Below are 26,618 nucleotides of genomic sequence, written 5' to 3' on the forward strand. Positions count from 1 at the left end.
TTTCCATCATATCATTTTTCTTAAACAATTTCCATATGAATTTTATACGTTTTGATATTGCCGAATTTTCTTTATATAGTATTTCGTATATTCTTTTGCTTTTTGAGCATTTGCTGCTTGTGAATAAATCGTTAACGTCGGTTCATCTACTTTCGGTAAAATGAGTGTCCATGCTCCATCTTCATGATATACTTTCATGCCATCTGTAAAATCTACATGCTTGTCATACGATTCTTCTAACAATTTACGCATAACAGCCGCCCGTTCATCCCATGGGCAATGAACATCACGGCATGATAAATGAATAGTTGGAATAGACGACACAATGGTACGAAGCGAACAACGTTCAATCGCTAACAAATGCAATAGTTGTACACATGCATACAATCCATCGAAATAAAAATGAAACGGCTCATGATGATGTGCAAGCAAAAAATCTCGTCTCGTATCTTTTACATAAACAATATCTCCATATAACCGTTCTGCTAATGTGTGTAACGCAGACGGTGCCCAAGCAGGAACGGCTACTTTTTTCGTTTCGCTAAATAAAAGAGATGTGAGCACATGCAACGAGATCATTTCTTCTTTCGTCAATGCAACTCCTTGCCCATCAAACATTCGAAAACGTTCCCCTGAATAGTCAAACACGATAGCAAATTGGGCTTGTTCTCGCTCGATTAGCTCTCGAATATGTTCATCATCACGCTCTTTTGTCCAAACAACTTCTATCGCGAACAACAGAAGTGTGCGTTCAATGATATGCTTCAATAAAGGAGAACTAGCGACGACAACTTTCCATCGCTCCGATGAAGAAAAAGAAATCGCTTGACGCAATGCTTGAATATACATTTCATCGCTCTCTTTTTGTTTCATTGCTTCGCCAATTTGAGCCACTGACATGTGATGTTCATGTTTCATTCGTTGTTCAATCGCGCGTTCCGTCGTGCAATCAATGGGAAATCCTTGTTCATCGTGTATGTCAATAACTACTTCATCATGTTCGTTCACCGTCACAAATACGCCACCGCGATACTGTTTATGAGAAATGATATAACGAAAAGCAGGCAAATATCCCCCCTCATATACATTTGTGTACATACCGTACATATGCAAACATTGAGCAAACAACGATCCGAGCGCCTGAGACAACGGGTGATTGTCATAGCCCATTAATATGTGACTTCCTTTTTCATGTAGACTGCTATATGCTGAAGCCAACTGTGTAATAAATATCGGATGAGCATCAACGTGAGCGCGCATGCTGATCCCATTTTGGCGAAACAATACGTTTGGGCGTTGTTCACCCCATACAATTGAACCTTTCACTTTCGTTTTTTCTGCAATTGTTTTATTCGGCCAAATTTTAGCCGCATGCTGCACTTTCACTTTATTTTTTAATTTGCATTTTGCCCCAATGACCGCATAATCAAATATTTCATTTTTTTTACCGATATACACATCATTTGCTACAACTGCTCCCCGTAATTCACTATGTTCATCAATATAAACATTGGACCAAACAATCGATCGCTTTAACGATGCGTATTTACTAATAACTGAACGTGAGCCAACCACCGTATATGGTCCGAGTGTTGCATAGGCATCAATGCGCACATCGTCCCCAATAAGAATCGGTCCTTCTAATTTTACCTCTTGTGCAATGTTCACTCGCTCACCGATCCATACATCAGGAGCTATTTCTTTGTAATGAGAAGAAACGAGACGTTGATTTAGTAAATCAACATGTGTTTGATGATATTGTTCGATGACACCAATATCAGACCAATATCCATCCGCCTCATATCCGTATATTGGGTACTCTTGTTGAATGAGATGTGGAAAAATATGTTGACTAAAATCGTAAGGTGGATGTTCAGGCATATAATTAAAAATCGCTGGATCGCAAATGTAAATGCCTGTATTGACTAAATCGCTGCACACTTCATTCCATTTTGGTTTTTCTACAAAATGAATCACTTTTCCGTTTCGATCTGTCACAATTCCACCGTATGAAAGAGGAGTCGCTTCGTGGTGCATAAGAACGGTAACTAATGCTTGTTTGGAAAAATGGAAATTGATTGCTTGCTGTAAATGAATTGTCGTCAACGTATCTGCACTAATAACAACAAACGTATCGTCTAAAAAAGACTGAGCATGTTTTACGCTCCCTGCCGTTCCAAGGGGCGTCGTCTCTTCAAAGTAATGAAGATGTACACCGAATCGACGTCCATCACCAAAATATTCAATAATTTCATCACTTAAATATTGAACGGTTACAGCAATATCCGTAATTCCATGATGTTTTAACCATTCAATACTATACGCCATCACAGGTTTATTCATAATTGGTACGATCGGTTTCGGAACATGACAAGTTAACGGACGTAACCGTGTTCCTCTTCCCCCTGCCATAATGACCGCTTTCACAACATATCCCCCCCAAGTGAAAGCACACTTTTTTCCATCATATCATGACAATACTATGCGGACAATATACGAAAATTGTCGATTTTACATGAAAATGATGCATGATCGCTACATTCCTATGTATAATAAAGTGGGGTGACAGACATGATCGAATATACATTGATTGGACTCATTTCTTTTGCAATCATACTATTGCTTATTTCTTTCTTTCAAAAAGATCGTGCGAAAGAGGTAGAAGAGCAAGTAGAGCAACTCACATTATCGACGATGCAACAATTGTACGAAATAAAAAAGCGAGTTAAAGCGCTTGAAGAAGAGCTGCTTGTCGGAATGGAGTTGTTTTCAACTGAAGAACAAATATGTCATCTACATAAGCAAGGTTGGACAAAAGAACAAATTGCCCGCAAACTCAACATGCCGATAGATGAAGTAAATATTATGATCGCGAGGAATGAACGATGAGAAAGACAACACGTGCATTTGCGGTTGGAATGTTGTTTGCCACAACGATACTTGCTATCGTTCATTACATGAATGACAAGCAGTATACTATCATCAGCGAACAGCAGTATGAACAAATCGTTGCTGAACGAAATGAACTCGCTGAAAAACTCGAAAAACAAAAAAAAGAAACTGAAAAAACAACACCATCTCAAAAAGAAAAAGTGTACATTTATACGTTAACGATTGCCAAAGGAGAGGCAAGTCGCGACGTTGCTAACCGACTTGAACAAGCGCACATTATTGATGATGCTCAATCATTTTTAACATACCTCGATACCCACCAATTAACGCGTGCGCTACGCCCTGGAACGTATGTTGTTACAAGTGACATGTCATATGAACAAATCACCAAAAAAATCACAAAATAAGGATGTCCGCTGTTGGACATCCTTTTGCTTTAATCGTTTAAGTCGTAATGTCTTCCCTTGACTAAATAAAAGACATTTTCAGCGATGTTTGTCGCGTGATCTGCAATACGTTCAATGTAACGTGCAGTAAACGAAAGCTGAGTAATTTGCGACATCGCATCTGGATGTGCTTTTGTGCGCTCGAGCAATTCCCGAATCGTTTCGCCGTACAAACGATCAACTTCATCGTCCATGTCAGCCACTTTTTTCGCTGTAACGACATCTTCTTCGTAATACGCTTTTAACGTTAACGAAAGCATATTTACTGCGATTTCATGCATTTTTTCTAATTTATTTAATGAAATAACAAATGGCTGTTCACCGATTCGAATAGCCGATTTCGCAATGTTGACAGCAAAATCCGCCATTCTTTCAACGTCCGTTGCAATTTTAATCGCAACAATAATGCGGCGCAAATCGATTGCAACAGGTTGTTGTTTTGCAATTAGTAAAATCGCAAAATCGTTAATTTCCTCATCAAGTAGATCAATTTTGGTATCGTTCTCGAGCACTTGCAATGCTAAATCGCTATTTTTTGTTTTTAACGCTTCAAACGACTGCGTTAATGCGATTTCAGCGAGACTTCCGAGCTGTAGTAATTGATCGCGCAACGTTTGCAAATCGTAATCAAATTTCTCACGTACAGACATGCTTACTCCCCCTTTATTTTGAAAAAATCGTGCGAGCGTACCCGCACGATTTTTTATCCAAATCGACCTGTAATGTAATCTTCTGTTCGTTTATCGTCTGGATTCGAGAATAATTTATCTGTGTCGCTATATTCGATCACTTCACCGTTCAAGAAAAACGCCGTTTTATCAGAAATACGAGCCGCCTGCTGCATATTATGTGTAACGATAATAATGCTGTAGTTTTTCTTTAGCTCTTGCACAAGCTCTTCTACTTTCAATGTTGAAATTGGGTCAAGCGCAGATGTCGGTTCATCCATTAAGATAACATCTGGCTCAATCGCTAAACAGCGGGCAATACATAGACGTTGTTGTTGTCCACCAGACAGTCCATATGCATTCGTATGCAAACGGTCTTTTACCTCATCCCAAATCGCCGCACCGCGTAAACTTCTTTCAACGATCTCATCTAAAATTTTCTTGTCGCGAATACCGTGAATACGCGGACCGTATGCCACGTTATCATAAATTGATTTCGGGAACGGGTTAGGCTTTTGGAATACCATGCCGACTTGCGTACGCAATTCTTCGACACGATACGATTTATCAAAAATGTTGCGCCCGCGATACGTAATTTCTCCGGATGTGCGAACGCTTGGCACAAGCTCAATCATTCGGTTTAACGTTTTAATGTACGTCGACTTTCCACATCCCGACGGACCGATAATCGCTGTGACTTCATTTTCGTAAATATCTAAGTCAATATTTTTTAACGCATGATGTTCTCCATACCATAAATTTAAGTTTTTCGTCCGATACACAACATTTTTTTCGCTTCGTTCTTCAGCTTGTTTTTTACGTTCTTTCACAACTGTTAATTCCATTAATAAGTTCCCCTTTCAACGCACGATTAATAACGTTTTTGAAACTTGTTGCGAATAAAAATGGCAATTGAGTTCATCAAGATTAACACAACGAGCAAGACGACGATTCCCGCTGCCGCGACATGTTGGAAATCAGCTTGCGGACGTGACGTCCAGTTGTAAATTTGCATCGGCATAACCGTAAATGTATCCAAAATACCGCGTGGTAAATAGGCTAAAAACGTCGGAATACCTAAAACGACAAGTGGTGCCGTTTCACCGATCGCACGTGATAAAGCTAGAATGCTACCTGTTAAAATACCGGGGATCGCTGCTGGAAGAACGATACGATAAATCGTTTGCCATTTCGTCGCTCCCATACCATATGATGCTTCGCGCAATTGATTCGGCACGGCACGAAGCGCCTCTTGTGCCGCAACGACGATGACAGGAAGCACAAGCAAACTCATCGTTAAACCAGCCGCTAGAATGCTACGACCTAAATTCAATTCACGAACGAAAAGCGTTAAACCGAGCAAACCGAATACGATCGACGGAACACCTGCTAAGTTGGAAATATTCGTTTGAATAAAATCTGTAAAACGATTTTTTTTCGCATATTCCTCTAAATAAATGGCAGTTCCTACGCCAAGAATAAGCGAAACAGGAGCAACGATGACCATTAACCATAACGAACCAACTAATCCCGCTTTAATTCCTGCTTTTTCCGGACGACGAGACGGGAAGTTATTTAAAAAGTCCATGTTTAGCCAGCCAAGTGCTTGAGTGAGTATCCGATATAGAAGGACGACGAGAACAATCAATCCGAATAATGTCGCTAAGAAAAACAAAAATTTTAACACGTTATTGCGCAATAGACGACCGTTCATATGTTGAACGACACGTTGTTTATCAATTAACTTTTCCATGATTAATACTCCTCCCTAAAGCGACGAGAAATGTATTGCGCGAGTAAGTTCATGGCTAACGTGAATACAAACAGCGTCATACCGACCGCATAAATGCTGTAATAAACCGTTGTACCGTATCCGGCATCGCCTGTTGTTACTTGGACAATGTAGGCAGTTAGCGTCTGAATCGATTTCGTTACATCAAATGTGAAAACAGGAGATGAACCACCCGCTACAGCTACAATCATCGTCTCACCAACAGCACGAGAAATTGCAAGCATAAACGATGCCGCAATACCTGACGTCGCTGCAGGAAGGACGACTTTTAAAGCAACTTCTAACTTCGTTGAACCGAGGCCAAGCGCTCCTTCACGAATGGAGTTTGGCACAGAACTCATCGCATCTTCAGATAAGGAAGCAACCATCGGAATAATCATAATACCCATGACGATGCCCGGGCTTAACGCGTTAAAAATCCCTAAATCTGGGATGATTTTTTGCAAAAGAGGTGTTACAAATGTTAATGCGAAAAATCCGTATACAATTGTCGGAATTCCCGCCAACACTTCTAATATCGGTTTTAATACTTTTCGTGCCTTTTCAGACGCATACTCACTCAAGTAAATCGCTGAAGCTAAACCGATTGGGATGGCTACAACCATCGCAATCGCTGTCGTTAAAAGCGTTCCCGTTACAAGAGGAGCAATGCCGAACGAACCTGTTTTTTCATCCCATGGAAGCCATTCTTTGCTCGTTAAAAATTCAACGATCGATACTCGTTCAAAGAAAATAAATGTTTCAAATAACAATGTAAATAAAATGCCGATTGTCGTTAAAACCGAAATGGTAGCTGTTAATAATAACAATTTTGGCATGAACCATTCCATAAACTGTTGTCCGCTTTGCTTTTTCTTATTTTCTTTAATCATCTCACGGACGGAATATGAACGATTCCCATCTGTCATCGCCATAATGTGAAAACCCCTTTCCAAATTCATGGCAAGATGAGAAGCGACTGTGGTGTCGCTTCTCATCTTTACGTTTCGTTATTTCAATCCTTCAAGCTTTTTCAATTGCTCATCATATTTTTCTTGTGGAAGCGCTACATATCCAACTTCTTCAGCAAACTCCGCACCGTTCTCTAATAAAAATTTCGCGAAATCATATACTTGTGGCTTTTCTTTTAACGCCTTTACGCTTACATACGTAAATAATGGGCGAGAAAGTGGTGCGTATTCACCGCTTTGAACTGTTTCATGCGTCGGCTCTACTGGACCGTTTCCGTTATCGATTGGTACAGCTCTCAACTTATCTTTATTTTCAATGTAGTATGCAAATCCGAAGTAACCGAGCGCATTTTTATCGCCTGCAATTCCTTGAACAAGTACGTTATCATCTTCAGATAATTGCGCTGTTTTGTTTAACGGTTGTCCATCTAAAATCACTTCATCGAAGTAATCGAACGTACCAGAGTCGTGTCCCGGTGAGAACAATTTAATTTCTTCATTTGGCCATTCTGGACGAATGTCTGACCATTTGACTTTGTCATTACCGTTTACCGCACCGGATGTGAAAATCTTCTTTAGTTCATCAACTGTTAAATAATCAACCCAGTCGTTATCTTTATTTACTAAAACAGAAAGACCGTCGAATGCAACTTGGAGCTCTTCAAATTGAATGCCGTTTTGCTCAGCAGCTTTCTTTTCCTCTTCTTTAATTGGACGAGAAGCGTTTGAAAAGTCTGTTTCCCCTTTTGTAAACTTTTCAAATCCGCCACCTGTTCCGGACAAACCAACAGATACTTTGACATCTGGTTGTTCACCCGCATACGCTTCAGCGGCAGCTTCAACAATCGGATAAACAGTAGACGATCCATCTACAACAACGTTACCGCTTAATTGCTCTCCGCCATTTTCGCCGCCTTGCTCAGCGCCGCCACCACATGCTGTTGTAAATGCTAATACAGCGCTTGTTACACTTGCGAGTGCAAACCATTTGTTTTTCTTCATCTTTTGATTTCCCCCTACTTTTTCATTAGTTTTTGTCCCACGAGTTATAGAATAATGGAAAGGTATTAAATTCGTTTTAAACAAATGTTAAGCTTTTGTAAATTCGCTTTCTTTTATCTTTCCATTGTTTGTTCCTCATTATTCAACGGTTCAGTAGAGGGTTGTTCCCCATATTGACGCTTTGTTTTCAATTCAAAATACGCATCTAAAATTTTTCTCCCAATATAGTTATTGATCGGATAATGGTTTCTTGGATTTTGATATACCCAAGGCACAACGACAGCAAACGCCACCTCTGGATTGTTGTACGGAGCAAAGCCAACTAACGTTAAATTGTACGTTTGTGCCATTCGTCTTGATTTAATCGGTCCATCGTAAAACGCCTGTGCCGTCCCTGTTTTTCCCGCTGGGTCATATGGAGCGTTTGCAAAAAACGCCCGTGCTGTTCCGTTTGAACCGTGCATAACGCGATAAAAACCTTCACGCACCCGCTCAATATACTCTGTTTTCATATCAATTCGGTTTAACACTTTCGGTTCAAACGAGTAGATGATGTTCCCCATTTGATCTTTTTCGCTAATCGGTTCACGAATTTCTTTTACAACGTGCGGTTGAATGCGATATCCACCGTTAGCGATCGTTGAAACGTATTGCGCCATTTGAATTGGCGTGTATACGTCAAACTGTCCAATGGCTAAATCGAGCAAATGCCCCGGAAGCGTACTTTGTCCAGGCCATCCGATAATTTCCCCAGGTAAATCAATCCCTGTTTTCACCCCTAAGCCAAACTGATTAAAATAGCGCCGCATAATGGAAAACGCCTCTTTTTTAATCGGGAGCGGTTGATGCGGACGATACGTAGAACCTGCAATCGCAATGGCCGTTTTAAACATATAAACGTTTGACGACATTTCAAGCGCTTTTAAATCATTCATTGGTCCTGGACGAATACCGCTATGCGATTTTTTCGTCGGCGTGTCTTTAATATATAGCGGTTCGTCAACTAGCACCGTGCCTGGTTGAATGACACCCGTTTGAAATCCTGTTAATACGGTTGCTCCCTTGACTGCTGACCCCATCGCATACGCTGATGTGATTGTTCCAAGGGCATAATCTTTGAACACTACTTTCCCATTCTCATCACGTGTATACAGTTTCCCAGCTAGCGATAAAATCTCTCCCGTATTCGGATCCATCATGACAACGAAAGCACGATCGAGCAACTCTGTTCCAGCGCGCCGTTTCATTGTCGTCAATTCTTCTTCAATAATTTGCTCGACACGTTTTTGTAATTCCATATCGATCGTTAGCACAATATCTTTGCCACGCTGTCCTTGCGATATTTCAATCGTTTCAATAATGTTGCCTGCTTTATCTGTCACATTTTTAATTTTTGCCTTTTGCCCACGTAACACATCTTCATATTGCGCTTCAATGTAACTTTTCCCTACACGGTCATTACGGCTATAATCGCGCGCTAAATAGTAGTCAAGCTTTTCACGCGGTAACCCTTCTTCCGATGATGTAATGTTTCCGAGTACGGTACGAAACGTGTCGCTAAAGGTATAATGACGATCCCAATCTGTCGTTACATCTACCCCTGGCAATTCTTCTAAATGCTCGCTAACAACCGCATATTCTTCATTCGTTACCCCTTCATTTTTAATCATTTGTGGCGTCAACGCATATCCACTATTCATTTCCCGAAAAATAGCGACAACTTCAAGCTCCTTTTCTTTAATTGCTTTTACATCTTCTTCTGTAATGCGCTCAAGTTGCAGTCGATAAATATCTTTATCTTTCAACTTTTTAGCGCGAAACTGTTTCCATTCTTTTTCTGTAATTTTTTCCTTCGCCTTTTCTCCGTTTGTTAAAATCCAATAGTCTTTTATATCCCGCTCTGTCACTCGGTCGGTTGGCTTTTCAATATATGCAGCTAACTTTTTAGCCACTTCAATCATCTCCGACGGCTTCGTTGTTTGGGTGCGCGTGTACGTAATCGCATGAAGTGGCTCGTTATCGACGACGACTTGATAGTTGCGGTCATAAATTTTTCCACGCGGTGCTGGTGTATTAACTGTAACATTTTCTGTGCGCTCAACTTCTTTCCGATATTGTTCACCGTAAACAATTTGAATGACACCTAATCGTAAAATAAGCGCAGAAAAGAGTAAAAATACAATAAAAAATAGCACGTTTAACCGAAATGGCACCTGCATTCGTTTTTTCTTTTTCTTCGCTTTTTGAGCATGTTGTATTTGTTTCAAAACGTGCGAGCACCTCCTTTACTTGCTCCTTCTCATTGTAAAAGAAACGCTCGCAAATTTCTACATGGAAAGTCGAATGCGCCGCACAAAAAAATAAATGATGAAATGACCAGATCCAACAATTAACATTAATAATGGAATCGCCTCTTTTGCATCAAATAACGTAATGGCTAATAAAAACAATAAAACAGACGTTGCACGCCCACCATTCAAAAATAATTCCCTCATCACAATATATTCAATGCGCCACTCCTTTGCATGATTGCTTTGTCCAATGACGTCAAATGTAAGCGACAAATATGGGACAAGCAAAATCGGATAACCAATAGCAATAAGCGCACCGTATATCATCAGCTTTGTGTACGACAAATCAAAAACGAGTAAAAAAACAGAAGCATACAATAACACGCCACCAAATAAAATCGCGCGCAATCGCCAGCGTTGCTTTATATATTTGGATGCAAACGAGTACGTCATGAAGGAAACAACTGCGTTAATAAAACCAAATACGCCAAGCGCTTTTTCTGTTCCTGTTGTTATAAATAAAAAAATAGAAACGATAAACACAAATGTTCCTTCCCGAAATCCTTGAAAAAAGTGGGCGTTTGTAATCATTTTCCAATTTTTGTTTTTCTTTCGTTCATCGTATGCTGAACGAAGTGCGAATCGCCCTGATGAGCCTCGTCGATGTAGGAAGAAGCTGAGGATCACCGCGGCAATAAACAAACATAAAGAAGCTAAAAAAATCGCCATGTACCCCGTAAACTTTTCACTCGAAGCGATAACCCATCCTGCTAGCGGTGGCCCAATCATTCCTGCCACAGATGTCATCGCTCCAAGCAACCCGTTAAATAAATCGCGCGTATTTGGCTCAGTAATTTCAAATGTTAATACGTTAAATGCAAGCCAATAAAAGCCATAACCAACACCAAGCAAACCACCAAGGAAAAACAAATGATTCATCGCTTGATTTCCACTGAATAATACGACTAAAAAAAAGAGTGCCAAAAACGTCACGCCCATTCGTAAAACGATGACGCGATCAATTTTTTTGGCGATTTTCCCAGCAACGATAAATGCAAGCGGCTGCCATGTGACAATCGCTAAATTGTACACACCTAGGGCATGAAAACTGTTCACTTTTTTCCAAACATATACGTTTACAAACGTATTGGACAAAGCGATGCTAAGAGAATACAATCCGCCGATTGCTAGTAAAAGAAACAATTGGCGATGTGTGTGAATGTGCGCGATGATTCGTTTCCATCTGTTCATAGGCAAACTCCCTTTCTTGACAAGTAGTTTGCCTACTCTTTTGTAGCGATATGCAAAAAGAGCTCGACAAAATTTGCCGAGCTCTTCATCATTATTTTGCTGCTGCGTAACGTTTGGCAACTTCGTCCCAGTTGACAACATTCCAAAACGCTGAAATATAATCTGGACGACGGTTTTGGTATTTTAAGTAGTATGCATGCTCCCATACATCTAATCCTAAAATTGGTGTTTTACCTTCCATTAATGGCGTATCTTGGTTTGGTGTACTTGTTACCTCAAGCTGACCGTTGTGCACAACAAGCCATGCCCAACCAGACCCAAAACGTGTTGCAGCCGCCTTTGAAAATTCTTCTTTAAACTTTTCAAAGCTGCCGAATGTATTGTTAATTGCTTCAGCTAATTCACCTGTAGGCTCACCGCCACCATTTGGTGAAAGAATTGTCCAAAAGAGCGAATGATTTGCATGCCCTCCTCCGTTGTTACGAACAGCTGTACGGATGTTTTCCGGCACCTCGTTTAAATGAGCCATTAGCTCTTCGATTGTTTTGCTTTGTAATTCTGGATGACCTTCAAGCGCTGCGTTTAAGTTTGTTACATATGCGTTATGATGTTTTGTGTGATGAATGTTCATCGTTTCCTTATCAATATGTGGCTCTAACGCATCGTAAGCATAAGGCAATTGTGGTAATTCAAATGCCATACTTCATTCCTCCTCATTTATTATGTAATTGGTCACAAATGAAACCGTTCAATCACATTTAGAAACAGAAAAGTTTCATAAGTGAACCTACTTTAAGAGTACCAAAATAAAACGAATGTTTCAAATTATTTGCAAAAAAACCTCGCTAATTCACTTAGCGAGGAAAATGGACCCTGCAGGACTCGAACCTGCGACCAGACGGTTATGAGCCGTCCGCTCTAACCAGCTGAGCTAAGGGTCCATCATATCCGATGGTAATTTTAGCAAAAATGATGAAGGGCGTCAATACGAGACAAAATGGTTGTGTAGCGAATAGAAAAAGAAGTAGAATGAAAAATGATGATGCCTAAAGGATGTGAATGATCATGTGGAAACGGTTGTTACAAAGTCTTTATTCGCCTGTACATATTGCCCGCTTTCGCTTTCATCCGATCGGAAAAGCGATTAGTTACGTGTTCTTTTTATCGCTTATTGCGACGTTGCCGATTGCTATTTATTTTATAATAAGTATAAACAAAACGATCGACTCAACGCGCGAACTATTGAGCGAGGAGCTTCCCCCATTTGAAGTCGTCGATGGCATATTGACATCGGACGAAAAAAAACCAATTGAGCTCATACATCCTGACGTGACTATTTTATTAGATAGCACAGGTACATTAACTACCGATGACGTAGCGCGCTACACAAATGCAGTGGCGTTTTTAAAAGAAGACTTTTCGCTCGTTGTAAATGGCCACGTTCAATCGTATCCGTATGCCGTCATGCAAGTAGATCGCTTTACAAACAAAGACGTATATGAATTTACACGCACGTTGCAATCATTACTTCCTATCGTCATTTCACTATCGTTTTTTGTTTTATACTTTTTCACATGTACAAGTAAATTTCTTTACGTGACCGTTCTCGCATTCATCGGTCTCATTTTTCGCGGCACATTAAATAAGCGTGGAACGTACCGTCATATGTGGAGCATCTCCGCTTATTCGATTACATTATCAACTATCTTTTTTACAATAATGGAATCGTTGCAAATTGTTGTTCCTTATGCCGTTGCTTTAGACTGGTTCGTTTCTGTCACGATTTTGTTCGCTTCCATTAAAGAACTCCCTTCTATGAAAGAAGCAGGCTGATCCGCCTGCTTCTTATAGTTTAAATGATGAAGTGATTGTAGATAACGATTGCGATAATTCATTTAATCGTTCACCAACACGATACATATCATTCATCTGCTTCGTTTGGTCATACGAAAACGACATCATTTCTTCCGCACTTGCAAGCGTTTGTTGGGCAACGGAGGCAAACGCCATCGTTACAGTCTCGATCATCGGCAATAATTGTTGAAACTGCTCTAGTTCATTTTCCATTTGTGCTACGTTACGATTGACGCGTTGAATTTCTTTCAACAAATGGTCAAATGAATGTTTCGCTTCGTTTGCAGACATGAGTTGATGTTGTAAATGTTCGACCATTCCTTCAAATTGATTCGTCGCATGAATCGATACTTCTTCCATCGCAAAAATGGATGATGTAATTTCTTCCGTTGCTTTCGAAGCATGTTCCGCTAACTTTCTCACTTCTGTAGCGACAACCGCGAACCCTTTTCCTGCTTCACCAGCACGGGCAGCTTCAATTGTGGCATTCAGCGCTAATAACTTCGTTTGCTCAGCGATTTGGCGAATGACATCGACAACTTTTGTAATCGACGTGGAATGATGTTTCACACTTTGAATCGTATCGTTTACTTCTTTGAATTGTTGAGCAAATAAGTGAATATCAGCAATTAAATGCGTCAGACGCTTTTCACCACTTTCCGAAGATTTATTCATATCAAACGCACTTGTTGAAATGTTTTGTACGCTTGTTAGCACATGTTGCATTCGTTTTTTCATCTCAGCTACCCGATGAATGCTTTCATCTGAAGCGTTTGCTGTTTCTTCTGCCCCTTGCTTTACGGTTGCAATGGCTGATATGAGCTGATCGTTCGACTCAATCGCGTGTTCAGACACATGCTTTAAGTCTCCTCCTGTCATGGCCAACTGCCTCGTCGTTTCATTCATTTCGCAAATGACATGTTTCATGCTCGTCAACATCCGTTGGAAGCTACGTGCAAGGGAATCAATCTCCGGCGCAGTTGAATAAATCTGCTCATTGATTGTTAAATCTCCACGCGACAATCGACTCATTGCATGACGAAGTTGAGCAATCGGCTTCGTTAATCCACTAACTAACCATTTAATCATGATCGTTGAAATGATAACGCTGATCATAATCGTTACAATTGTTAACTTGGCAAGCTGTTGAATCGGCTTCATAAATTGTTCATCCGGCACAGCAACGACATATGTTCCTTTTAATTCTTGAATCGTCTTATATGCAAATGTATATGTACGTCCGTTCCACTCCAAATGCGAAACGCCATTTTTTCGTTTCACAATCGTTTCTTTGATCGATTTTGTTACATTCAGCTGTTCATTTCGCTCAAATGTTTTTACTTTTCCATCACTTATTAAAAAAACATCTACACTTAACCCATCTTGCATCAGTTCTGCTCTTTGCTGCTTAATTGCAGAACGCAAACTTTTTTCAAACATTTGTTCATTTCCGGCATGAATATACATAAGATTGCGTGCCACTTCAAACATCATCGTCGCTTCTCTTTCAAGACGGTCTTCAATCGCTTTTACGGTCGTTTCTTTCGCCTGATGATAAGCAATCATCCCCACAATGCTAAGCGAAGTAATTAGAACACTAAAAAATAAAATGAATAGACGGTTTTGTAAACTCATTTTTAATAACCATTGTTTTACTTTCGGTGATGGTTGAATACGAAATATTCTTATATGCGGTTTTATATTTTTCAATGGCACGGCACATCCCCCCTTCGACAAATACAGACAAAGAATACTAAAAAAATATGAATGGGATGTTAAACAAATGTGAAGTGATGTAAAAGAAGTGTAATTTTTGTGCATATATGATAAGGACAAGCCATATGCATGAAGAAAGAAGAACGACAGGTGGGGAAATAGGATGAAAAAAGTAGTTACCCTTCTTATCTTCATTGCTATATGTGCGATTGCTTACCATGATGTAACAGACGGAACGATTCATACGATTCGTGCGGAAAAAACGAACAAGCGGACGAACGAATTACCTTATCGCGAAATAACCGTCCAACGTGGCGATACGCTCCTCTCCATTATCGAACGTGAAATGAATGGTAAATTGCCCGTACCCATCGATCAACTCATTACTGATTTTCAAGCGCTCAATCCACATGTAAATGCGCATTCCCTTCAAGCTGGCAAAACGTATCGTATTCCACTCTATAAACAGAAATAGCAAAAACGTTGTCAACAAATAAGAAACATTGCTACAATAAAAAATGATTTGATTAATACGTTAAAGGAGCGATTGACGCGTGAGTGAAATCATTCATCGTTCGAAAACCCGCCCTGTTCGTGTTGGAAACATTACAATTGGCGGGAATAATGAGGTTGTCATTCAAAGCATGACGACAACAAAAACGCATGACGTCGATGCGACTGTTGCCCAAATTCATCGACTTGAAGAAGCTGGATGCCAAATTGTTCGCGTCGCTTGCCCAGATGAAAGAGCAGCAGATGCGATTGCTGAAATAAAAAAGCGCATTAATATTCCACTCGTTGTCGATATTCATTTTGATTATCGCCTTGCTTTAAAAGCGATTGAAAACGGGGCGGATAAAATTCGCATTAATCCAGGAAATATCGGGAAACGCGAAAAAGTTGAAGCGGTCGTTAAAGCAGCGAAAGAACGTGGCGTACCGATTCGCATCGGGGTCAACGCCGGTTCACTTGAAAAGCGCATTTTAGAAAAATACGGCTATCCTACTGCAGATGGGATGGTCGAAAGCGCTCTGCATCATATTCGCATTTTAGAAGACCTCGATTTTCAAGACATTATCGTGTCATTAAAAGCTTCCGACGTTCGTTTAGCGATTGAAGCATACGAAAAAGCCGCTCGTGCATTTGACTATCCGTTACACCTTGGGATTACGGAATCGGGTACGTTATTCGCAGGAACGGTAAAAAGTGCTGCGGGACTTGGTGCGATTTTAAGTAAAGGAATTGGTAACACCGTACGGGTATCCCTTAGCGCTGATCCTGTCGAAGAAGTAAAAGTGGCTCGCGAGTTGTTGAAAGCATTCGGTCTTGCGGCGAACGCTGCAACGTTAATTTCTTGTCCGACGTGCGGGCGAATCGAAATTGATTTAATTAGCATTGCAAATGAAATTGAAGAGTATATTGCCCAAATTAAAGCACCGATTAAAGTAGCAGTTCTCGGCTGCGCAGTAAATGGGCCCGGAGAAGCGCGCGAAGCTGACATCGGCATCGCAGGGGCACGTGGAGAAGGATTATTGTTCCGCCACGGGAAAATCGTTCGTAAAGTACCTGAAGAGACAATGGTGGAAGAGCTGAAAAAAGAAATCGATAAATTGGCGGAAGAATATGCCTCGAAAGGGAAACAAAAATAAGAGGGGACATTCCCCTCTTATTTACCAAAATCGGACGAAAAAGCTTAAAATGATGGAGACAGCACCAATTCCAATCGCCCACGCTCCTAACGTTTCCGCTCCTCGACGGCGAGCGATAAATCCGAAAATAATGCCGGCCGCCCCCATAATGACTGGCATAAGGAAAAGAGAAACAATCGATAAAGCAAGTGCAAGCCAACCTATCCCCCGACCGTTTTCTTCACGCTCTACTTCTCGGTCAGAAAATCGAATCGGCTCAGCAATTTCACCTGCTGTTTCTTCCATAAAATCTTGCTCAATGTTTGGAACCGTATCTATTCGTGCGTTGTCATACGTTTGACGCTCATTGTCCATGACAATTCCCTCGCTTTCGTAAAATGAGGAGCACTATTATTATGCAATAAGCGATACGTCATTATAGATGTTACTTTATGTCAATGTTATAATGGGCAAGAAGCACCCGACATGAAAGGATGAACAAACAATGATCAAGCGACGATTTGGAATCGATATTGATGGAACAGTCACATGTCCAAGTACGTTTATTCCATATTTAAACAAATCATTCCGAAAAAATTTAACGCTCGATGATATTACTGACTACGATTTAGTTCCTTTTTTAGATACGACAGAAGAAGAACTGAACGAATGGATGGAACGATATGAGCCGATCATTTATAGCGAAGCTCCTCTTGCGAACGGAGCATTAGAGGTCATTAATAGCTGGAAAGATGAATATGAGCTATATTACATTAGTGCACGAGGTCGTCACTTATATGAAATAACAGAAAAATGGTTTCAACAACAAGGCGTTCATTATCATCATATTGAACTTATCGGTTCGCACAATAAAATTGAGGCTGTGAAAAAATACAACATCGACATTTTTTTTGAAGATAAATACGATAACGCGTGCGACATTGCGGAACAATGCATGATCCCTGTCATTTTATTTGATACTCCGTATAACCGCGGTCCTATCCCTAACAACGTCATTCGTGTATACAACTGGCACGAAGCAAAACAACAAGTAGAAAAATTGCTTACAACAACAAGCTGACATTACACGTCAGCTTGTTGTTGACACATCGGACACGTGCCGTACACTTCAAATTTATGTCCTGAAATGGCGTATCCTTGCAAGTCTTCCGCTAATTCATTCATCGGACATGTGACAAGTTCTTTCGTTTTGCCACACGTCATGCAAATAAAATGGTGGTGGTGATGGCTCATGTTGCATGTAAACCGAAAGTGCTTTTCTCCAGATAGCTCAGTCATTTCTAAAATACCGAGCTCAACGAATAGTGCCAAGTTGCGATAAACAGTATCAAAACTAAGTCCGGGATACCGATCTTTCATCACATCAAGCACATCTTTTGCAGTTAAATATTTATCTGTTTTCGCAAACAATTCAAGCATTTCCTCGCGCTTCCCTGTATACTTAAACCCCTTTTCTTTCATTAATCGTAGCGCTTCAGAAACGTTCACGCTTTTTCATCCTCTCTTCCATTTTTTCCACATGATTGATGCGATTAATATGCAAACCGCTAGCAAAACAATTGTTCCACCGGGAGCTAAGTTTAAGTAATAGGAAAGAAATAGTCCAACAATGACAGCAAATTCACCGAACAAAACGGAAAACCATAACGCCTGTTTAAATCCTTTCGCTATTCGAATACTTGCGGCAACAGGAAGCGTCATGAGTGACGAAACGAGCAAAATGCCGACAATTCGCATCGACGCAGCAATGACGAGAGCGACTAACACAATGAAAACAAAATGGAGCGACTTTACTTTTACTCCCGATGCTTGTGCATATTCTTCGTCAAATGACAAAATAAACCATTCTTTATAAAATAGAAAAATGACAGTAAGCACAATGAAAAAAATGATGCTAATCGTCCATACGTCCGCTCGGCTTACTGCGCTTACACTTCCGAATAAATATGAAAACAAATCAGTATTAAAACCATCCGCAAGCGAAATGAAAATAACGCTTAAACCGATCCCTCCTGATAAAATGATTGGAATCGCCAATTCTTGATAATGTTTATATACCGTACGCAGTTTTTCAATAAATAACGAACCGACAACAGAAAAGGCCATGCCAATATAAATCGGGTTTAATGTTGCAAACGTAAAAAATTTTTTTTGCACAAGTAAGCTTGCTGCAATTCCTGCTAGTGTGACATGGCTTAACGCATCAGCAATAAGCGATAACCTTCGGACGACAATGAACACACCTAAAAGTGGGGCAATAAATCCGATCAATACACCGACAACAAACGCGTTTTGTAAAAACTCATATTGAAATAAAGCTTCTAACATACACACCCCCCTTTCTACGCATGGTCGTGAGCAAGTAAATGAAGATGATGTCCATAAAAGGATGCGACATCTTCTGTTTTTAACTGTGCAAACTGCTGCACACTACCATGAAAATGTAAATGTTTGTTTAAACATGCAACATGCGTCACCTTTTCCGTAATTGTTCCGATATCATGAGTAACAAGAAGCAACGTCATATGATGTTGTTTATTTAATCGGTCAAGCATATCGTAAAAACTTTGCACATGATGTACATCAACCCCGACAGTCGGTTCATCTAAAATTAAAAACTCTGGTTGCGATACGATAGCCCGAGCGATAAACACACGTTGTTGTTGACCGCCCGACAGTTCACCGATATTACGCCGGATAAATGGGCTCATGCCAACTGCATCAATCGCTTCATATACCGCTTTTTCGTCCTTTTTACTTAACCGACGAAACAAGCCGAGCTTTCCTGTTAAACCGCTTGCGACAACTTCATATACGGTTGCAGGAAATCCAGTATTAAAACTGTTTGCTTTTTGAGATACAAAACCGATTTTATGCCAATCTTTAAACTGCTCAATCGACGTGCCGAACAAAAAAATTCGCCCCGTTTGTGGTTTTAACAATCGTAAAACACATTTTAACAATGTCGATTTCCCTGACCCATTCGGACCAACTAAACCGACGAACGCGCCTTTTGGAATGCGAAAATTAATATGTTGCAATACATCTTCATCATCATACCGAAATGAAACATCTTCAACACGCAAAATATCGTCCATCGTTTGACCACCTTAATTCAAAATGATTACGATTCATAGTATAGCGCATTTATTTTCATTAATGAATAGCAGACTTAAATTTCGCCCCACGTACTTCTTGTGTGTTCATAATGGTAATAAAAGCATTTTCGTCAATTTCGTATACAATCGACTTCAGCTTCGTCACTTCTAAACGTGTCACGACCGCATAAATGACTTCTTTTTGCTCGTCCGTATATCCGCCTTTTCCCATCAACTTTGTCGTCCCGCGTCCGAGTCGATTTAAAATGGCATCCGACACTTCTTCATAACGGTCTGATACGATCAAAACTGCCTTTGTTTCATCTAACCCTTGAATAACCGTATCAATCGTCTTAAAAGCGATATAATAAGTTAAAACAGAGTACATCGCTTGCTTCGGTCCGAATACAAACGCAGCCCATGTAAAAATAAAAATGTTTGTAAACATAACAAACTCACCGACAGAAAACGGCAATTTTTTCGTCATTAAAATACCTAAAATTTCTGTTCCATCTAACGAACCTCCATGACGAATAACAAGTCCCACACCCGCACCAAGAATCGCTCCGCCAAATACTGTAGCTAAAATGGAATCTGTTGTAAATGGAGATACATGGTGAAACAATCGTTCCATCACAGCTAACACAACGATGGAATAAAGTGAGGAAAGCATGAACGTTTTTCCGATCTGTTTATAACCAAAATACATAAATGGTGTATTCAACAAAACGACAAGTGTCGCAAAGTTCAACCATGCGTAATTTGGAAGAATGCGATCAAGAATAAGGGAAATACCGATTATCCCACCGTCAATAATTTCATTTGGCACTAAAAACAGCTCGATGGATACCGCTGCAAGCGTGGCACCAATCGTCATCATCACAAGACGATACAACAAATGGCTAATCGTCTCTTTTTTATGTTGTCTTTTCATCCAAATCTCCCCCTTCATCTATTTTATTATATCATTGCACACCTTCCTTTTCCCGCTCATATCGTAAACAAGGAGGGATGTTACGTGAATGTATATCATAAAATCGTCCAACATAAAATGAAATCCATCACCGCAAACGAGTTAATGACATATGCAAAAGAATATAACGTTTCACTTTCGCCAAAAGATGCGGAAACGATTGTTCAAATGATGCGCGAGAAAACGATTGATGTGTTTAACGAACAAGCGAGAAAAAATTGGATTCGCGAACTCGCTTATCGTACATCACCACAACTCGCCAAGCAAGCCAATGAGTTCATTCGTCAATTTATACAGTAAGAAGGCTGCCGATGACAGCCTTCTACTCAACAATTTTTTCACGAACATTTGGATCGAATTGTTGTGCACGCAACATAGCAATTTCGAATTTATATGGCGGCTTCGCAGACGTTTTCTCACCGACATATGGCGTTTCTAAAATTTTTGGCACGTGCGTAAGCTGTGGGTGATGCACTATATAATTGAGCGCATCGAAACCGATATAACCAAAGCCGATATTTTCATGACGGTCTTTACGGCTTCCACAAGCATTTTTACTATCATTAATGTGCAATACTTTGAGACGATCAAGCCCAATAATGCGATCGAATTCATCTAATACTCCATCAAAATCATGAACAATATCGTACCCGGCATCGTGCGTGTGGCACGTGTCAAAGCAGACAGACAATTTGTCGTTATGTGTCACACCGTCAATGATTTTCGCTAACTCTTCAAAACGACTTCCACATTCTGACCCTTTTCCCGCCATCGTTTCTAAAGCAATTTGTACTTGTTGGTCAGTTGTAATTACTTCGTTTAATCCTTCAATAATTTTTTCAATTCCTGCTTCAATACCTGCGCCAACGTGCGCTCCCGGATGAAGAACAAGCTGCTTAGCACCAATCGCTTCCGTTCGTTCAATTTCTGAACGCAAAAAAGAAACACCTAGAGAAAATGTATCAACGTTAATTGTATTGCCGATATTAATAATGTACGGGGCATGTACAACAATTTCATCAATCCCATGTTCCTTCATATGGGCAAGTCCTTTTTCAATGTTTAGCTGTTCGATTGGTTTCCGTCTCGTGTTTTGTGGCGCTCCGGTATAAATCATAAACGTATTTGCCCCATACGATACCGCCTCTTTACTCGCGGCTAGCAACATCTCTTTTCCGCTCATTGATACGTGCGAACCAATTTTTAACACGTTCTTCTCTCCCTTATTTCTTTTTCGCTCTTTGTTTTTTTAACTGCTCTCGCAATTTTTTCTTATATCCTGGTTTTACTTTCTTTTGTTTTTTCGCTATTTTTTCAACGAGTTGTTCCACTTCATCGACTTTTTTCTCTTTTTTCCGTCCGTTCCATGCATCAAGCTCGATCCATTCACCTTGACGCAAATCACGATGGAGAAAATGAATCCCTTTCTTTTCTAACTTAACTAACGCATGTTGATCGGATGCTTCATAAATCGTTGCAGCAATCCCCTCATAACCGGCACGTCCTGTTCGCCCAGCGCGATGAACGTAAAAATCTAGGTCTGACGGCAATTCATAGTTAATGACGTGACTGACGCCTTCAATGTCAATTCCGCGCGCCGCTAAATCAGTTGCAACAATATATTGAAATTGTAAATCACGAATCGCTTTCATCATTTTTTTCCGTTCACGTGGTGATAAATCTCCGTGTAACACACCTACTTTTAATCCTTTATCAATTAAGTCGTTCGCCACCTCGTCAGCTGTTTTTCTTGTATTGACAAACACAAGCGCTAAATATGGGTTGTAGCTCACTAACACGTCATGTAAAAGCTGCAAACGGTCGCGATGACGAAGCGGAATTAAAATATGTTCAATCGTTGGTGCTGCGATCTGTTTTGGGGAGATATGAATATGAGTCGGGTTCTCCATATACTTTTTCAAAAACGGCTTCAACTTCTCTGGAACAGTAGCAGAAAAGACGAGCATTTGTAAATCTTCAGGCATACGACCCGCGACGCGATCGACATCTGCAATAAACCCCATATCAAGCATCACATCCGCTTCGTCAACGACGAGCATGCGGGCAGTATGAACAAATAACGCTTGTTCGCGAACAAGATCATCAATGCGCCCCGGTGTACCAATGACAAGATGAGGTTGTGTTTTCAGCTTTTCAATCGAACGCAACTTATCTGTTCCGCCAACAAAACAACGGGCTGTAATGCGGTGATCATTCGGACAAAACTTTGTGATTTTTAACACTTCATGATAAATTTGCGTTGCCAATTCACGCGTCGGTGCAGTAATGACCGCCTGTACTTCAGCTACACGCGGATCAATGCGCTGAATGATCGGCAACAAATAAGCATGTGTCTTTCCTGTTCCCGTTTGCGACTGGCCGATGACGCTTTCACCACGCAACACGGCTGGAATGACACGCTCTTGAATCGGTGTCGGTTTATGGAATTTTAAATGTTGAATCGCCTCTATAATAAACGGATGAAACGGAAAACGCTCGAACATCGTTTCTCATCCCCTTTCTCAGTTCAATAAAAAAATAGACCAGTTACATATTATATACGAACATCAACCGTTCATTCAACTATATGAGCTTTCTTGCATATCGTAATATAGATAAATAAGCACAACACATAAAGAGAGGAGGAACTTCATTGCGACGTCCATTTATGTTTCCACCTTCACGTCCACCGATGCCATCTATGTGGCAACAACCAATGATGCGGCAAGCACAAGGAGGCATGTTTTCACGATTGTTCGGCAGCCAACTGCCTACACAAGCTTTCGGTGCTCAAGGAGCATTACCGAGCATTGATTCGATGTTAACAAATGTACAAAAAATGTTAAACATGGTCCAAACGATTACCCCGATGGTGCAACAATACGGTCCACTCATTAAAAGCGTACCATCGATGATGCGAATTTTTCGTGAATTGAAACAATCTGACAACATAAACGAAACAACTGAAACAGCCAATGCAACAAGTGCAGCAACAACAGAGAAGCAAATGGAGCAAAAAATGCCGAGAAAACAACGCCCCGTTCCAACAATAAAGGAACGAAAACAACAACAAACGGATGAAAAAGGGAAATCTGTTCCGAAACTATATATTTAACTTTTGTATGTTCGCTTCTTCTTTTATATAATGAAGACGACAAACACGCCAAGAAGGAGCGATCCATATGGAAGTCATTAAAATTACGCCACGCGGATATTGTTACGGAGTCGTTGATGCGATGGTCATCGCCCGCAACGCTGCGCTCGATCCGACGTTGCCAAGACCGATCTACATTTTAGGTATGATCGTTCATAATAAACATGTAACGGACGCGTTTGAAGAAGAAGGAATTATTACACTTGACGGGCCAAATCGACTTGAAATTTTAGAAAACATCGATCATGGCACAGTCATTTTCACCGCTCACGGCGTTTCACCTGAAGTAAAACAACGAGCGAGAGAAAAAGGACTTGTCACCATTGATGCCACATGCCCAGATGTCACTAAAACACATGATTTAATTCGCGAAAAAGTAGCGAACGGATACGAAGTTATATACATCGGAAAAAAGGGACACCCTGAGCCTGAAGGGGCAATTGGCGTTGCTCCACATGCTGTCCATTTAATTGAAACGCCTGAGGATGTAGAACAACTGGATATTCAATCGAAACGCATTATTGTGACAAACCAAACGACAATGAGCCAATGGGACGTGGCACATATTATGGAAAAAGTAAAAGAAAAATATCCTCATGTCGAGATGCATCGTGAAATTTGTTTAGCGACGCAAGTGCGGCAAGAGGCGGTCGCCGAACAAGCGAAAGAAGCGGATGTGACGATCGTTGTCGGTGACCCAAGAAGCAATAACTCGAATCGACTCGCACAAGTATCGGAACAGATTGCCGGAACGAAAGCGTATCGTGTTGCAGATGTAACCGAAATCGACATCGAATGGATTAAAGATGCAAAAAAAGTAGCGGTTACTGCCGGAGCATCTACACCAACGCCAATTACAAAAGAAGTCATCGACTTTTTAGAGCAATTCGATCCAAACAATCCTGAAACATGGAAACGCGAACGAAAAGTACCGCTTACAAAAATTTTACCAAAAGTGAAAAAAAGAGGCGAATAAGCCTCTTTTTTATATGAACGTAAACGGCTCTGTATTGGCTTGTGATACATATATATCGATATCAAATTTTTGTTGTGCACACATCGTTTTTAATACGTTTGCAACTCCTTCTTTCATCACCTTTTCGACGTGATGCCCAGGATCAACAACGTTTAAACCAAGCATTAACGCATCATGTGCGACATGATAATATAAGTCACCTGTCACATACACATCAGCACCGCTCATTTTCGCTTGATGAATATATTTATTTCCGTCTCCACCGATAACAGCTACTTTCCGAACGCGATTTGTTAACTCCCCAACGACACGAACTGTCGGCACGCGCAACGATGTTTTCACATGTTGTGCAAATTGCTGTAACGTCATCTCTTCACTTAATGTCCCAATTCGACCAAGTCCATATGTCGTCCCTTTATTGTCAAGCGGATATACGTCGTACGCTACTTCTTCATACGGATGAGCTTGTAACATCGCTTGAATGACTTTTCGTTGCAAACGTGCAGGAACAATCGTTTCGATACGTACTTCTTCTACTGTTTCTAACTTCCCTTGTTGACCAATAAACGGATTTGCTCCTTCTTCTGGTAAAAACGTTCCCATTCCTTCGCTATTGAATGTACAATGGCTATAGTTTCCGATATGTCCCGCACCGGCATCACCAATGGCTTTGCGCACCGCATCTGCGTGTGTGCGTGGCACATATACAACGAGCTTTTTTAACGGCTCTTCATATGTTGGAACGAGCACATCTACGTTTTGTAATTGCAATGCTTCAGCGAGCCAATCGTTTACACCACCTTTGGCAATATCTAAATTTGTATGTGCAGCATAAATAGCAATATTATGTTTAATACACTTTTCAATCATGCGCCCATACGGCTGATCGGTCACAATATGTTTGAGCGGTCGAAAAATCGGTGGATGATGCGCAATAATTAAATCGATCTCATGTTCAATCGCTTCATCGACAACATGTTCTAATACATCTAACGTAATCATAATACGATGAATCGGCTTGTTTAACGTACCGATTTGTAATCCGATTTTATCGCCTTCCATCACTAAATGTTTTGGAGCAAACTGCTCAAACAACTGGATGATTTCATATCCGTTTGGCGTTTTCATCGTTTTAAAGCCTCCTCTACCATCTGCAATGTTTCGAGAAATTGTTGCTTCTTTTTGATCGCCTCGTCCGTTTTCGCATACTTCAATTGCTCGATGACATTCTGCCAATGTTTCATTTCCATATCCCATTTTTTCCTAAACACTTCATTTCGCTCTTTCAATAAAAACGGACCGAGCAACAGCTCCACATGAAGTTGGGTGTACGGACGAGAAGGATCACCACGTTCTGCAACAAGCACTTCGTATATTTGCCCATCCTCTTCCAAGATGCGCTCATCAATTAATTCCCATTCATTATTTAGTAGCCATTGTCTTACGATATGTGCACCGACATTTGGCTGTAAAATAAGACGTTTTACAGCTTCTAACTTCTCTTTTCCATTTTCTAAAATGTTCGAGATGAGCGTTCCTCCCATTCCGGCTATTGTTATACAATCTACTTCATTAGGCGCTACAACTTGTAGACCGTCTCCTTTGCGAACGGAAATGACGTGAGAAAGCCCGCTCTTTTCGACTTGTTGCTTTGCAGAACGAAACGGTCCATCTGCCACTTCACCCGCAATTGCTTTTGTTATGTATCCGTGCAAATACGCATAACACGGCAAATATGCATGGTCTGAGCCAATATCTGCTAGTACACTTCCTTTTGGAATAAATGACGCGACCGTTTGTAACCGTTTAGATAGCTGTAATTCGTTCACAAACATCACCACACTTTTTTCTTCAGTTTATCATGTTTTGCAAAAAACGAAAAATCCCTTCACCGAAGTAAAGGGAC

General features: G+C 40.6%; 28 protein-coding genes and 1 tRNA gene. 9 read left to right on the plus strand and 20 right to left on the minus strand.

Annotated features, from left to right (window positions below; translation table 11 throughout):
• Positions 1-42: 42 nt before the first annotated feature.
• Positions 43-2,427 (minus strand): sugar phosphate nucleotidyltransferase, encoded by a 2,385-nt coding sequence (locus LD028_RS15015; RefSeq protein WP_237812236.1) that lies wholly within the window; start codon positions 2,425-2,427, stop codon positions 43-45.
• A gap of 144 nt (positions 2,428-2,571) precedes the next feature.
• Between LD028_RS15015 and LD028_RS15020 the strand changes: the two genes are divergently transcribed.
• Complete coding sequence (locus LD028_RS15020; RefSeq protein ID WP_237812237.1) at positions 2,572-2,889, plus strand: hypothetical protein; 318 nt, start codon at positions 2,572-2,574, stop codon at positions 2,887-2,889.
• Entirely contained in the window at positions 2,886-3,299 is a 414-nt protein-coding gene (locus tag LD028_RS15025; protein WP_237812238.1) for an endolytic transglycosylase MltG, read from the plus strand. Before LD028_RS15020 ends, LD028_RS15025 begins: the two co-directional genes overlap by 4 nt.
• 29 nt (positions 3,300-3,328) lie before the next feature.
• On the opposite strand, the gene phoU is transcribed toward LD028_RS15025, so the two are convergent.
• The 9 genes from phoU to LD028_RS15070 all read right to left on the minus strand — a co-directional run bounded on the left by phoU (position 3,329) and on the right by LD028_RS15070 (position 12,233).
• Positions 3,329-3,988: a phosphate signaling complex protein PhoU gene (phoU, locus tag LD028_RS15030; protein WP_006317904.1), complete on the minus strand. Its 660-nt coding sequence runs from the start codon at positions 3,986-3,988 to the stop codon at positions 3,329-3,331.
• A gap of 53 nt (positions 3,989-4,041) precedes the next feature.
• Positions 4,042-4,851 (minus strand): phosphate ABC transporter ATP-binding protein PstB, encoded by an 810-nt coding sequence (gene pstB, locus LD028_RS15035; protein ID WP_006317903.1) that lies wholly within the window; start codon positions 4,849-4,851, stop codon positions 4,042-4,044.
• Between the two features lie 26 nt (positions 4,852-4,877).
• Entirely contained in the window at positions 4,878-5,759 is an 882-nt protein-coding gene (gene pstA, locus LD028_RS15040) for a phosphate ABC transporter permease PstA (RefSeq protein ID WP_237812239.1), read from the minus strand.
• A 2-nt stretch (positions 5,760-5,761) separates the two neighbouring features.
• Positions 5,762-6,712 carry a phosphate ABC transporter permease subunit PstC gene (pstC, locus tag LD028_RS15045; RefSeq protein WP_077428776.1) on the minus strand — a complete coding sequence of 317 codons (951 nt, stop codon included), beginning with the start codon at positions 6,710-6,712 and terminating at the stop codon, positions 5,762-5,764.
• Between the two features lie 75 nt (positions 6,713-6,787).
• Positions 6,788-7,750: a PstS family phosphate ABC transporter substrate-binding protein gene (locus tag LD028_RS15050; RefSeq protein ID WP_237812240.1), complete on the minus strand. Its 963-nt coding sequence runs from the start codon at positions 7,748-7,750 to the stop codon at positions 6,788-6,790.
• Positions 7,751-7,863: 113 nt separating this feature from the next.
• The gene (locus LD028_RS15055; RefSeq protein WP_237812241.1) at positions 7,864-10,017 is read right to left on the minus strand and encodes a peptidoglycan D,D-transpeptidase FtsI family protein; all 2,154 of its coding nucleotides are present in this window, start codon (positions 10,015-10,017) and stop codon (positions 7,864-7,866) included.
• Positions 10,018-10,077: 60 nt separating this feature from the next.
• The gene (locus LD028_RS15060) at positions 10,078-11,292 is read right to left on the minus strand and encodes an MFS transporter (protein WP_237812242.1); all 1,215 of its coding nucleotides are present in this window, start codon (positions 11,290-11,292) and stop codon (positions 10,078-10,080) included.
• A 91-nt stretch (positions 11,293-11,383) separates the two neighbouring features.
• Complete coding sequence (gene sodA, locus LD028_RS15065; RefSeq protein WP_012574541.1) at positions 11,384-11,992, minus strand: superoxide dismutase SodA; 609 nt, start codon at positions 11,990-11,992, stop codon at positions 11,384-11,386.
• A 167-nt stretch (positions 11,993-12,159) separates the two neighbouring features.
• A tRNA-Ile gene (locus LD028_RS15070) sits at positions 12,160-12,233 on the minus strand.
• Between the two features lie 118 nt (positions 12,234-12,351).
• Here LD028_RS15070 and LD028_RS15075 point away from each other — a divergent pair.
• Positions 12,352-13,125: a DUF1189 domain-containing protein gene (locus LD028_RS15075; protein WP_077428780.1), complete on the plus strand. Its 774-nt coding sequence runs from the start codon at positions 12,352-12,354 to the stop codon at positions 13,123-13,125.
• A 12-nt stretch (positions 13,126-13,137) separates the two neighbouring features.
• Here LD028_RS15075 and LD028_RS15080 read toward each other — a convergent pair whose 3' ends face one another.
• A complete protein-coding gene (locus LD028_RS15080) occupies positions 13,138-14,862 on the minus strand; it encodes a methyl-accepting chemotaxis protein (protein ID WP_237812243.1) in 1,725 nt (574 codons plus the stop codon).
• 163 nt (positions 14,863-15,025) lie between these two features.
• Here LD028_RS15080 and LD028_RS15085 point away from each other — a divergent pair, with 163 nt between their 5' ends.
• Together LD028_RS15085 and ispG are read left to right on the plus strand one after the other, a co-directional pair.
• On the plus strand, positions 15,026-15,337 hold the full coding sequence (locus LD028_RS15085) for a type IV pilus assembly protein FimV (protein WP_004889503.1): 312 nt from the start codon (positions 15,026-15,028) through the stop codon (positions 15,335-15,337).
• 79 nt (positions 15,338-15,416) lie between these two features.
• Entirely contained in the window at positions 15,417-16,511 is a 1,095-nt protein-coding gene (gene ispG, locus LD028_RS15090) for a flavodoxin-dependent (E)-4-hydroxy-3-methylbut-2-enyl-diphosphate synthase (protein WP_004889502.1), read from the plus strand.
• A 21-nt stretch (positions 16,512-16,532) separates the two neighbouring features.
• Here ispG and LD028_RS15095 read toward each other — a convergent pair whose 3' ends face one another.
• Entirely contained in the window at positions 16,533-16,865 is a 333-nt protein-coding gene (locus LD028_RS15095; protein WP_237812244.1) for a DUF4190 domain-containing protein, read from the minus strand.
• Between the two features lie 130 nt (positions 16,866-16,995).
• On the opposite strand from LD028_RS15095, the gene LD028_RS15100 reads away from it, so the two are divergent.
• The gene (locus LD028_RS15100; RefSeq protein WP_237812245.1) at positions 16,996-17,571 is read left to right on the plus strand and encodes a hypothetical protein; all 576 of its coding nucleotides are present in this window, start codon (positions 16,996-16,998) and stop codon (positions 17,569-17,571) included.
• A gap of 2 nt (positions 17,572-17,573) precedes the next feature.
• Here the strand turns inward: LD028_RS15100 and LD028_RS15105 are convergent, their stop codons facing one another.
• The 4 genes from LD028_RS15105 to LD028_RS15120 are packed head-to-tail and all read right to left on the minus strand — an operon-like array spanning position 17,574 to position 20,543.
• Positions 17,574-17,999 carry a Fur family transcriptional regulator gene (locus tag LD028_RS15105; protein ID WP_006317883.1) on the minus strand — a complete coding sequence of 142 codons (426 nt, stop codon included), beginning with the start codon at positions 17,997-17,999 and terminating at the stop codon, positions 17,574-17,576.
• 6 nt (positions 18,000-18,005) lie between these two features.
• Positions 18,006-18,839: a metal ABC transporter permease gene (locus LD028_RS15110; RefSeq protein ID WP_237812246.1), complete on the minus strand. Its 834-nt coding sequence runs from the start codon at positions 18,837-18,839 to the stop codon at positions 18,006-18,008.
• Positions 18,840-18,853: 14 nt separating this feature from the next.
• Entirely contained in the window at positions 18,854-19,609 is a 756-nt protein-coding gene (locus LD028_RS15115) for a metal ABC transporter ATP-binding protein (protein WP_237812247.1), read from the minus strand.
• 58 nt (positions 19,610-19,667) lie between these two features.
• Positions 19,668-20,543, minus strand: a complete 876-nt coding sequence (locus tag LD028_RS15120) for a YitT family protein (protein WP_237812248.1) — start codon at positions 20,541-20,543, stop codon at positions 19,668-19,670.
• Between the two features lie 84 nt (positions 20,544-20,627).
• Here LD028_RS15120 and LD028_RS15125 point away from each other — a divergent pair, with 84 nt between their 5' ends.
• On the plus strand, positions 20,628-20,882 hold the full coding sequence (locus LD028_RS15125; protein WP_237812249.1) for a DUF2624 domain-containing protein: 255 nt from the start codon (positions 20,628-20,630) through the stop codon (positions 20,880-20,882).
• 22 nt (positions 20,883-20,904) lie between these two features.
• Here the strand turns inward: LD028_RS15125 and LD028_RS15130 are convergent, their stop codons facing one another.
• Entirely contained in the window at positions 20,905-21,792 is an 888-nt protein-coding gene (locus LD028_RS15130; protein ID WP_006317877.1) for a deoxyribonuclease IV, read from the minus strand.
• 13 nt (positions 21,793-21,805) lie between these two features.
• The gene (locus tag LD028_RS15135; RefSeq protein WP_237812250.1) at positions 21,806-23,086 is read right to left on the minus strand and encodes a DEAD/DEAH box helicase; all 1,281 of its coding nucleotides are present in this window, start codon (positions 23,084-23,086) and stop codon (positions 21,806-21,808) included.
• 149 nt (positions 23,087-23,235) lie between these two features.
• Between LD028_RS15135 and LD028_RS15140 the strand changes: the two genes are divergently transcribed.
• The gene (locus LD028_RS15140) at positions 23,236-23,697 is read left to right on the plus strand and encodes a YqfQ family protein (RefSeq protein ID WP_237812251.1); all 462 of its coding nucleotides are present in this window, start codon (positions 23,236-23,238) and stop codon (positions 23,695-23,697) included.
• Positions 23,698-23,764: 67 nt separating this feature from the next.
• Positions 23,765-24,712 carry a 4-hydroxy-3-methylbut-2-enyl diphosphate reductase gene (locus tag LD028_RS15145; protein WP_006317874.1) on the plus strand — a complete coding sequence of 316 codons (948 nt, stop codon included), beginning with the start codon at positions 23,765-23,767 and terminating at the stop codon, positions 24,710-24,712.
• Positions 24,713-24,721: 9 nt separating this feature from the next.
• Here LD028_RS15145 and LD028_RS15150 read toward each other — a convergent pair whose 3' ends face one another.
• Both LD028_RS15150 and LD028_RS15155 read right to left on the minus strand, forming a co-directional pair.
• Entirely contained in the window at positions 24,722-25,840 is a 1,119-nt protein-coding gene (locus LD028_RS15150) for a Nif3-like dinuclear metal center hexameric protein (RefSeq protein ID WP_237812252.1), read from the minus strand.
• The gene (locus tag LD028_RS15155) at positions 25,837-26,547 is read right to left on the minus strand and encodes a tRNA (adenine(22)-N(1))-methyltransferase (RefSeq protein WP_255706828.1); all 711 of its coding nucleotides are present in this window, start codon (positions 26,545-26,547) and stop codon (positions 25,837-25,839) included. The genes LD028_RS15150 and LD028_RS15155 overlap by 4 nt, the downstream gene beginning before the upstream one ends.
• Positions 26,548-26,618: the final 71 nt, after the last annotated feature.

Origin of the sequence: Anoxybacillus sp. LAT27 (assembly GCF_022030075.1) — a bacterium.
GTDB classification, from domain to species: domain Bacteria; phylum Bacillota; class Bacilli; order Bacillales; family Anoxybacillaceae; genus Anoxybacillus; species Anoxybacillus kestanbolensis.

Coding starts and splice junctions, on each gene's coding strand:
- pstC (WP_077428776.1), bottom strand. CDS start 6,712: ATGGCGATGACAGATGGGAATCGTTCATATTCCGTCCGTGAGATGATT.
- LD028_RS15075 (WP_077428780.1), top strand. CDS start 12,352: ATGATCATGTGGAAACGGTTGTTACAAAGTCTTTATTCGCCTGTACAT.
- LD028_RS15095 (WP_237812244.1), bottom strand. CDS start 16,865: ATGGACAATGAGCGTCAAACGTATGACAACGCACGAATAGATACGGTT.
- LD028_RS15110 (WP_237812246.1), bottom strand. CDS start 18,839: ATGTTAGAAGCTTTATTTCAATATGAGTTTTTACAAAACGCGTTTGTT.
- LD028_RS15020 (WP_237812237.1), top strand. CDS start 2,572: ATGATCGAATATACATTGATTGGACTCATTTCTTTTGCAATCATACTA.
- sodA (WP_012574541.1), bottom strand. CDS start 11,992: ATGGCATTTGAATTACCACAATTGCCTTATGCTTACGATGCGTTAGAG.
- LD028_RS15150 (WP_237812252.1), bottom strand. CDS start 25,840: ATGAAAACGCCAAACGGATATGAAATCATCCAGTTGTTTGAGCAGTTT.
- LD028_RS15155 (WP_255706828.1), bottom strand. CDS start 26,547: ATGTTTGTGAACGAATTACAGCTATCTAAACGGTTACAAACGGTCGCG.
- LD028_RS15025 (WP_237812238.1), top strand. CDS start 2,886: ATGAGAAAGACAACACGTGCATTTGCGGTTGGAATGTTGTTTGCCACA.
- LD028_RS15115 (WP_237812247.1), bottom strand. CDS start 19,609: ATGGACGATATTTTGCGTGTTGAAGATGTTTCATTTCGGTATGATGAT.
- LD028_RS15145 (WP_006317874.1), top strand. CDS start 23,765: ATGGAAGTCATTAAAATTACGCCACGCGGATATTGTTACGGAGTCGTT.
- LD028_RS15085 (WP_004889503.1), top strand. CDS start 15,026: ATGAAAAAAGTAGTTACCCTTCTTATCTTCATTGCTATATGTGCGATT.
- pstA (WP_237812239.1), bottom strand. CDS start 5,759: ATGGAAAAGTTAATTGATAAACAACGTGTCGTTCAACATATGAACGGT.
- LD028_RS15135 (WP_237812250.1), bottom strand. CDS start 23,086: ATGTTCGAGCGTTTTCCGTTTCATCCGTTTATTATAGAGGCGATTCAA.
- LD028_RS15100 (WP_237812245.1), top strand. CDS start 16,996: ATGATCAAGCGACGATTTGGAATCGATATTGATGGAACAGTCACATGT.
- LD028_RS15120 (WP_237812248.1), bottom strand. CDS start 20,543: ATGAAAAGACAACATAAAAAAGAGACGATTAGCCATTTGTTGTATCGT.
- pstB (WP_006317903.1), bottom strand. CDS start 4,851: ATGGAATTAACAGTTGTGAAAGAACGTAAAAAACAAGCTGAAGAACGA.
- LD028_RS15050 (WP_237812240.1), bottom strand. CDS start 7,750: ATGAAGAAAAACAAATGGTTTGCACTCGCAAGTGTAACAAGCGCTGTA.
- LD028_RS15060 (WP_237812242.1), bottom strand. CDS start 11,292: ATGAACAGATGGAAACGAATCATCGCGCACATTCACACACATCGCCAA.
- phoU (WP_006317904.1), bottom strand. CDS start 3,988: ATGTCTGTACGTGAGAAATTTGATTACGATTTGCAAACGTTGCGCGAT.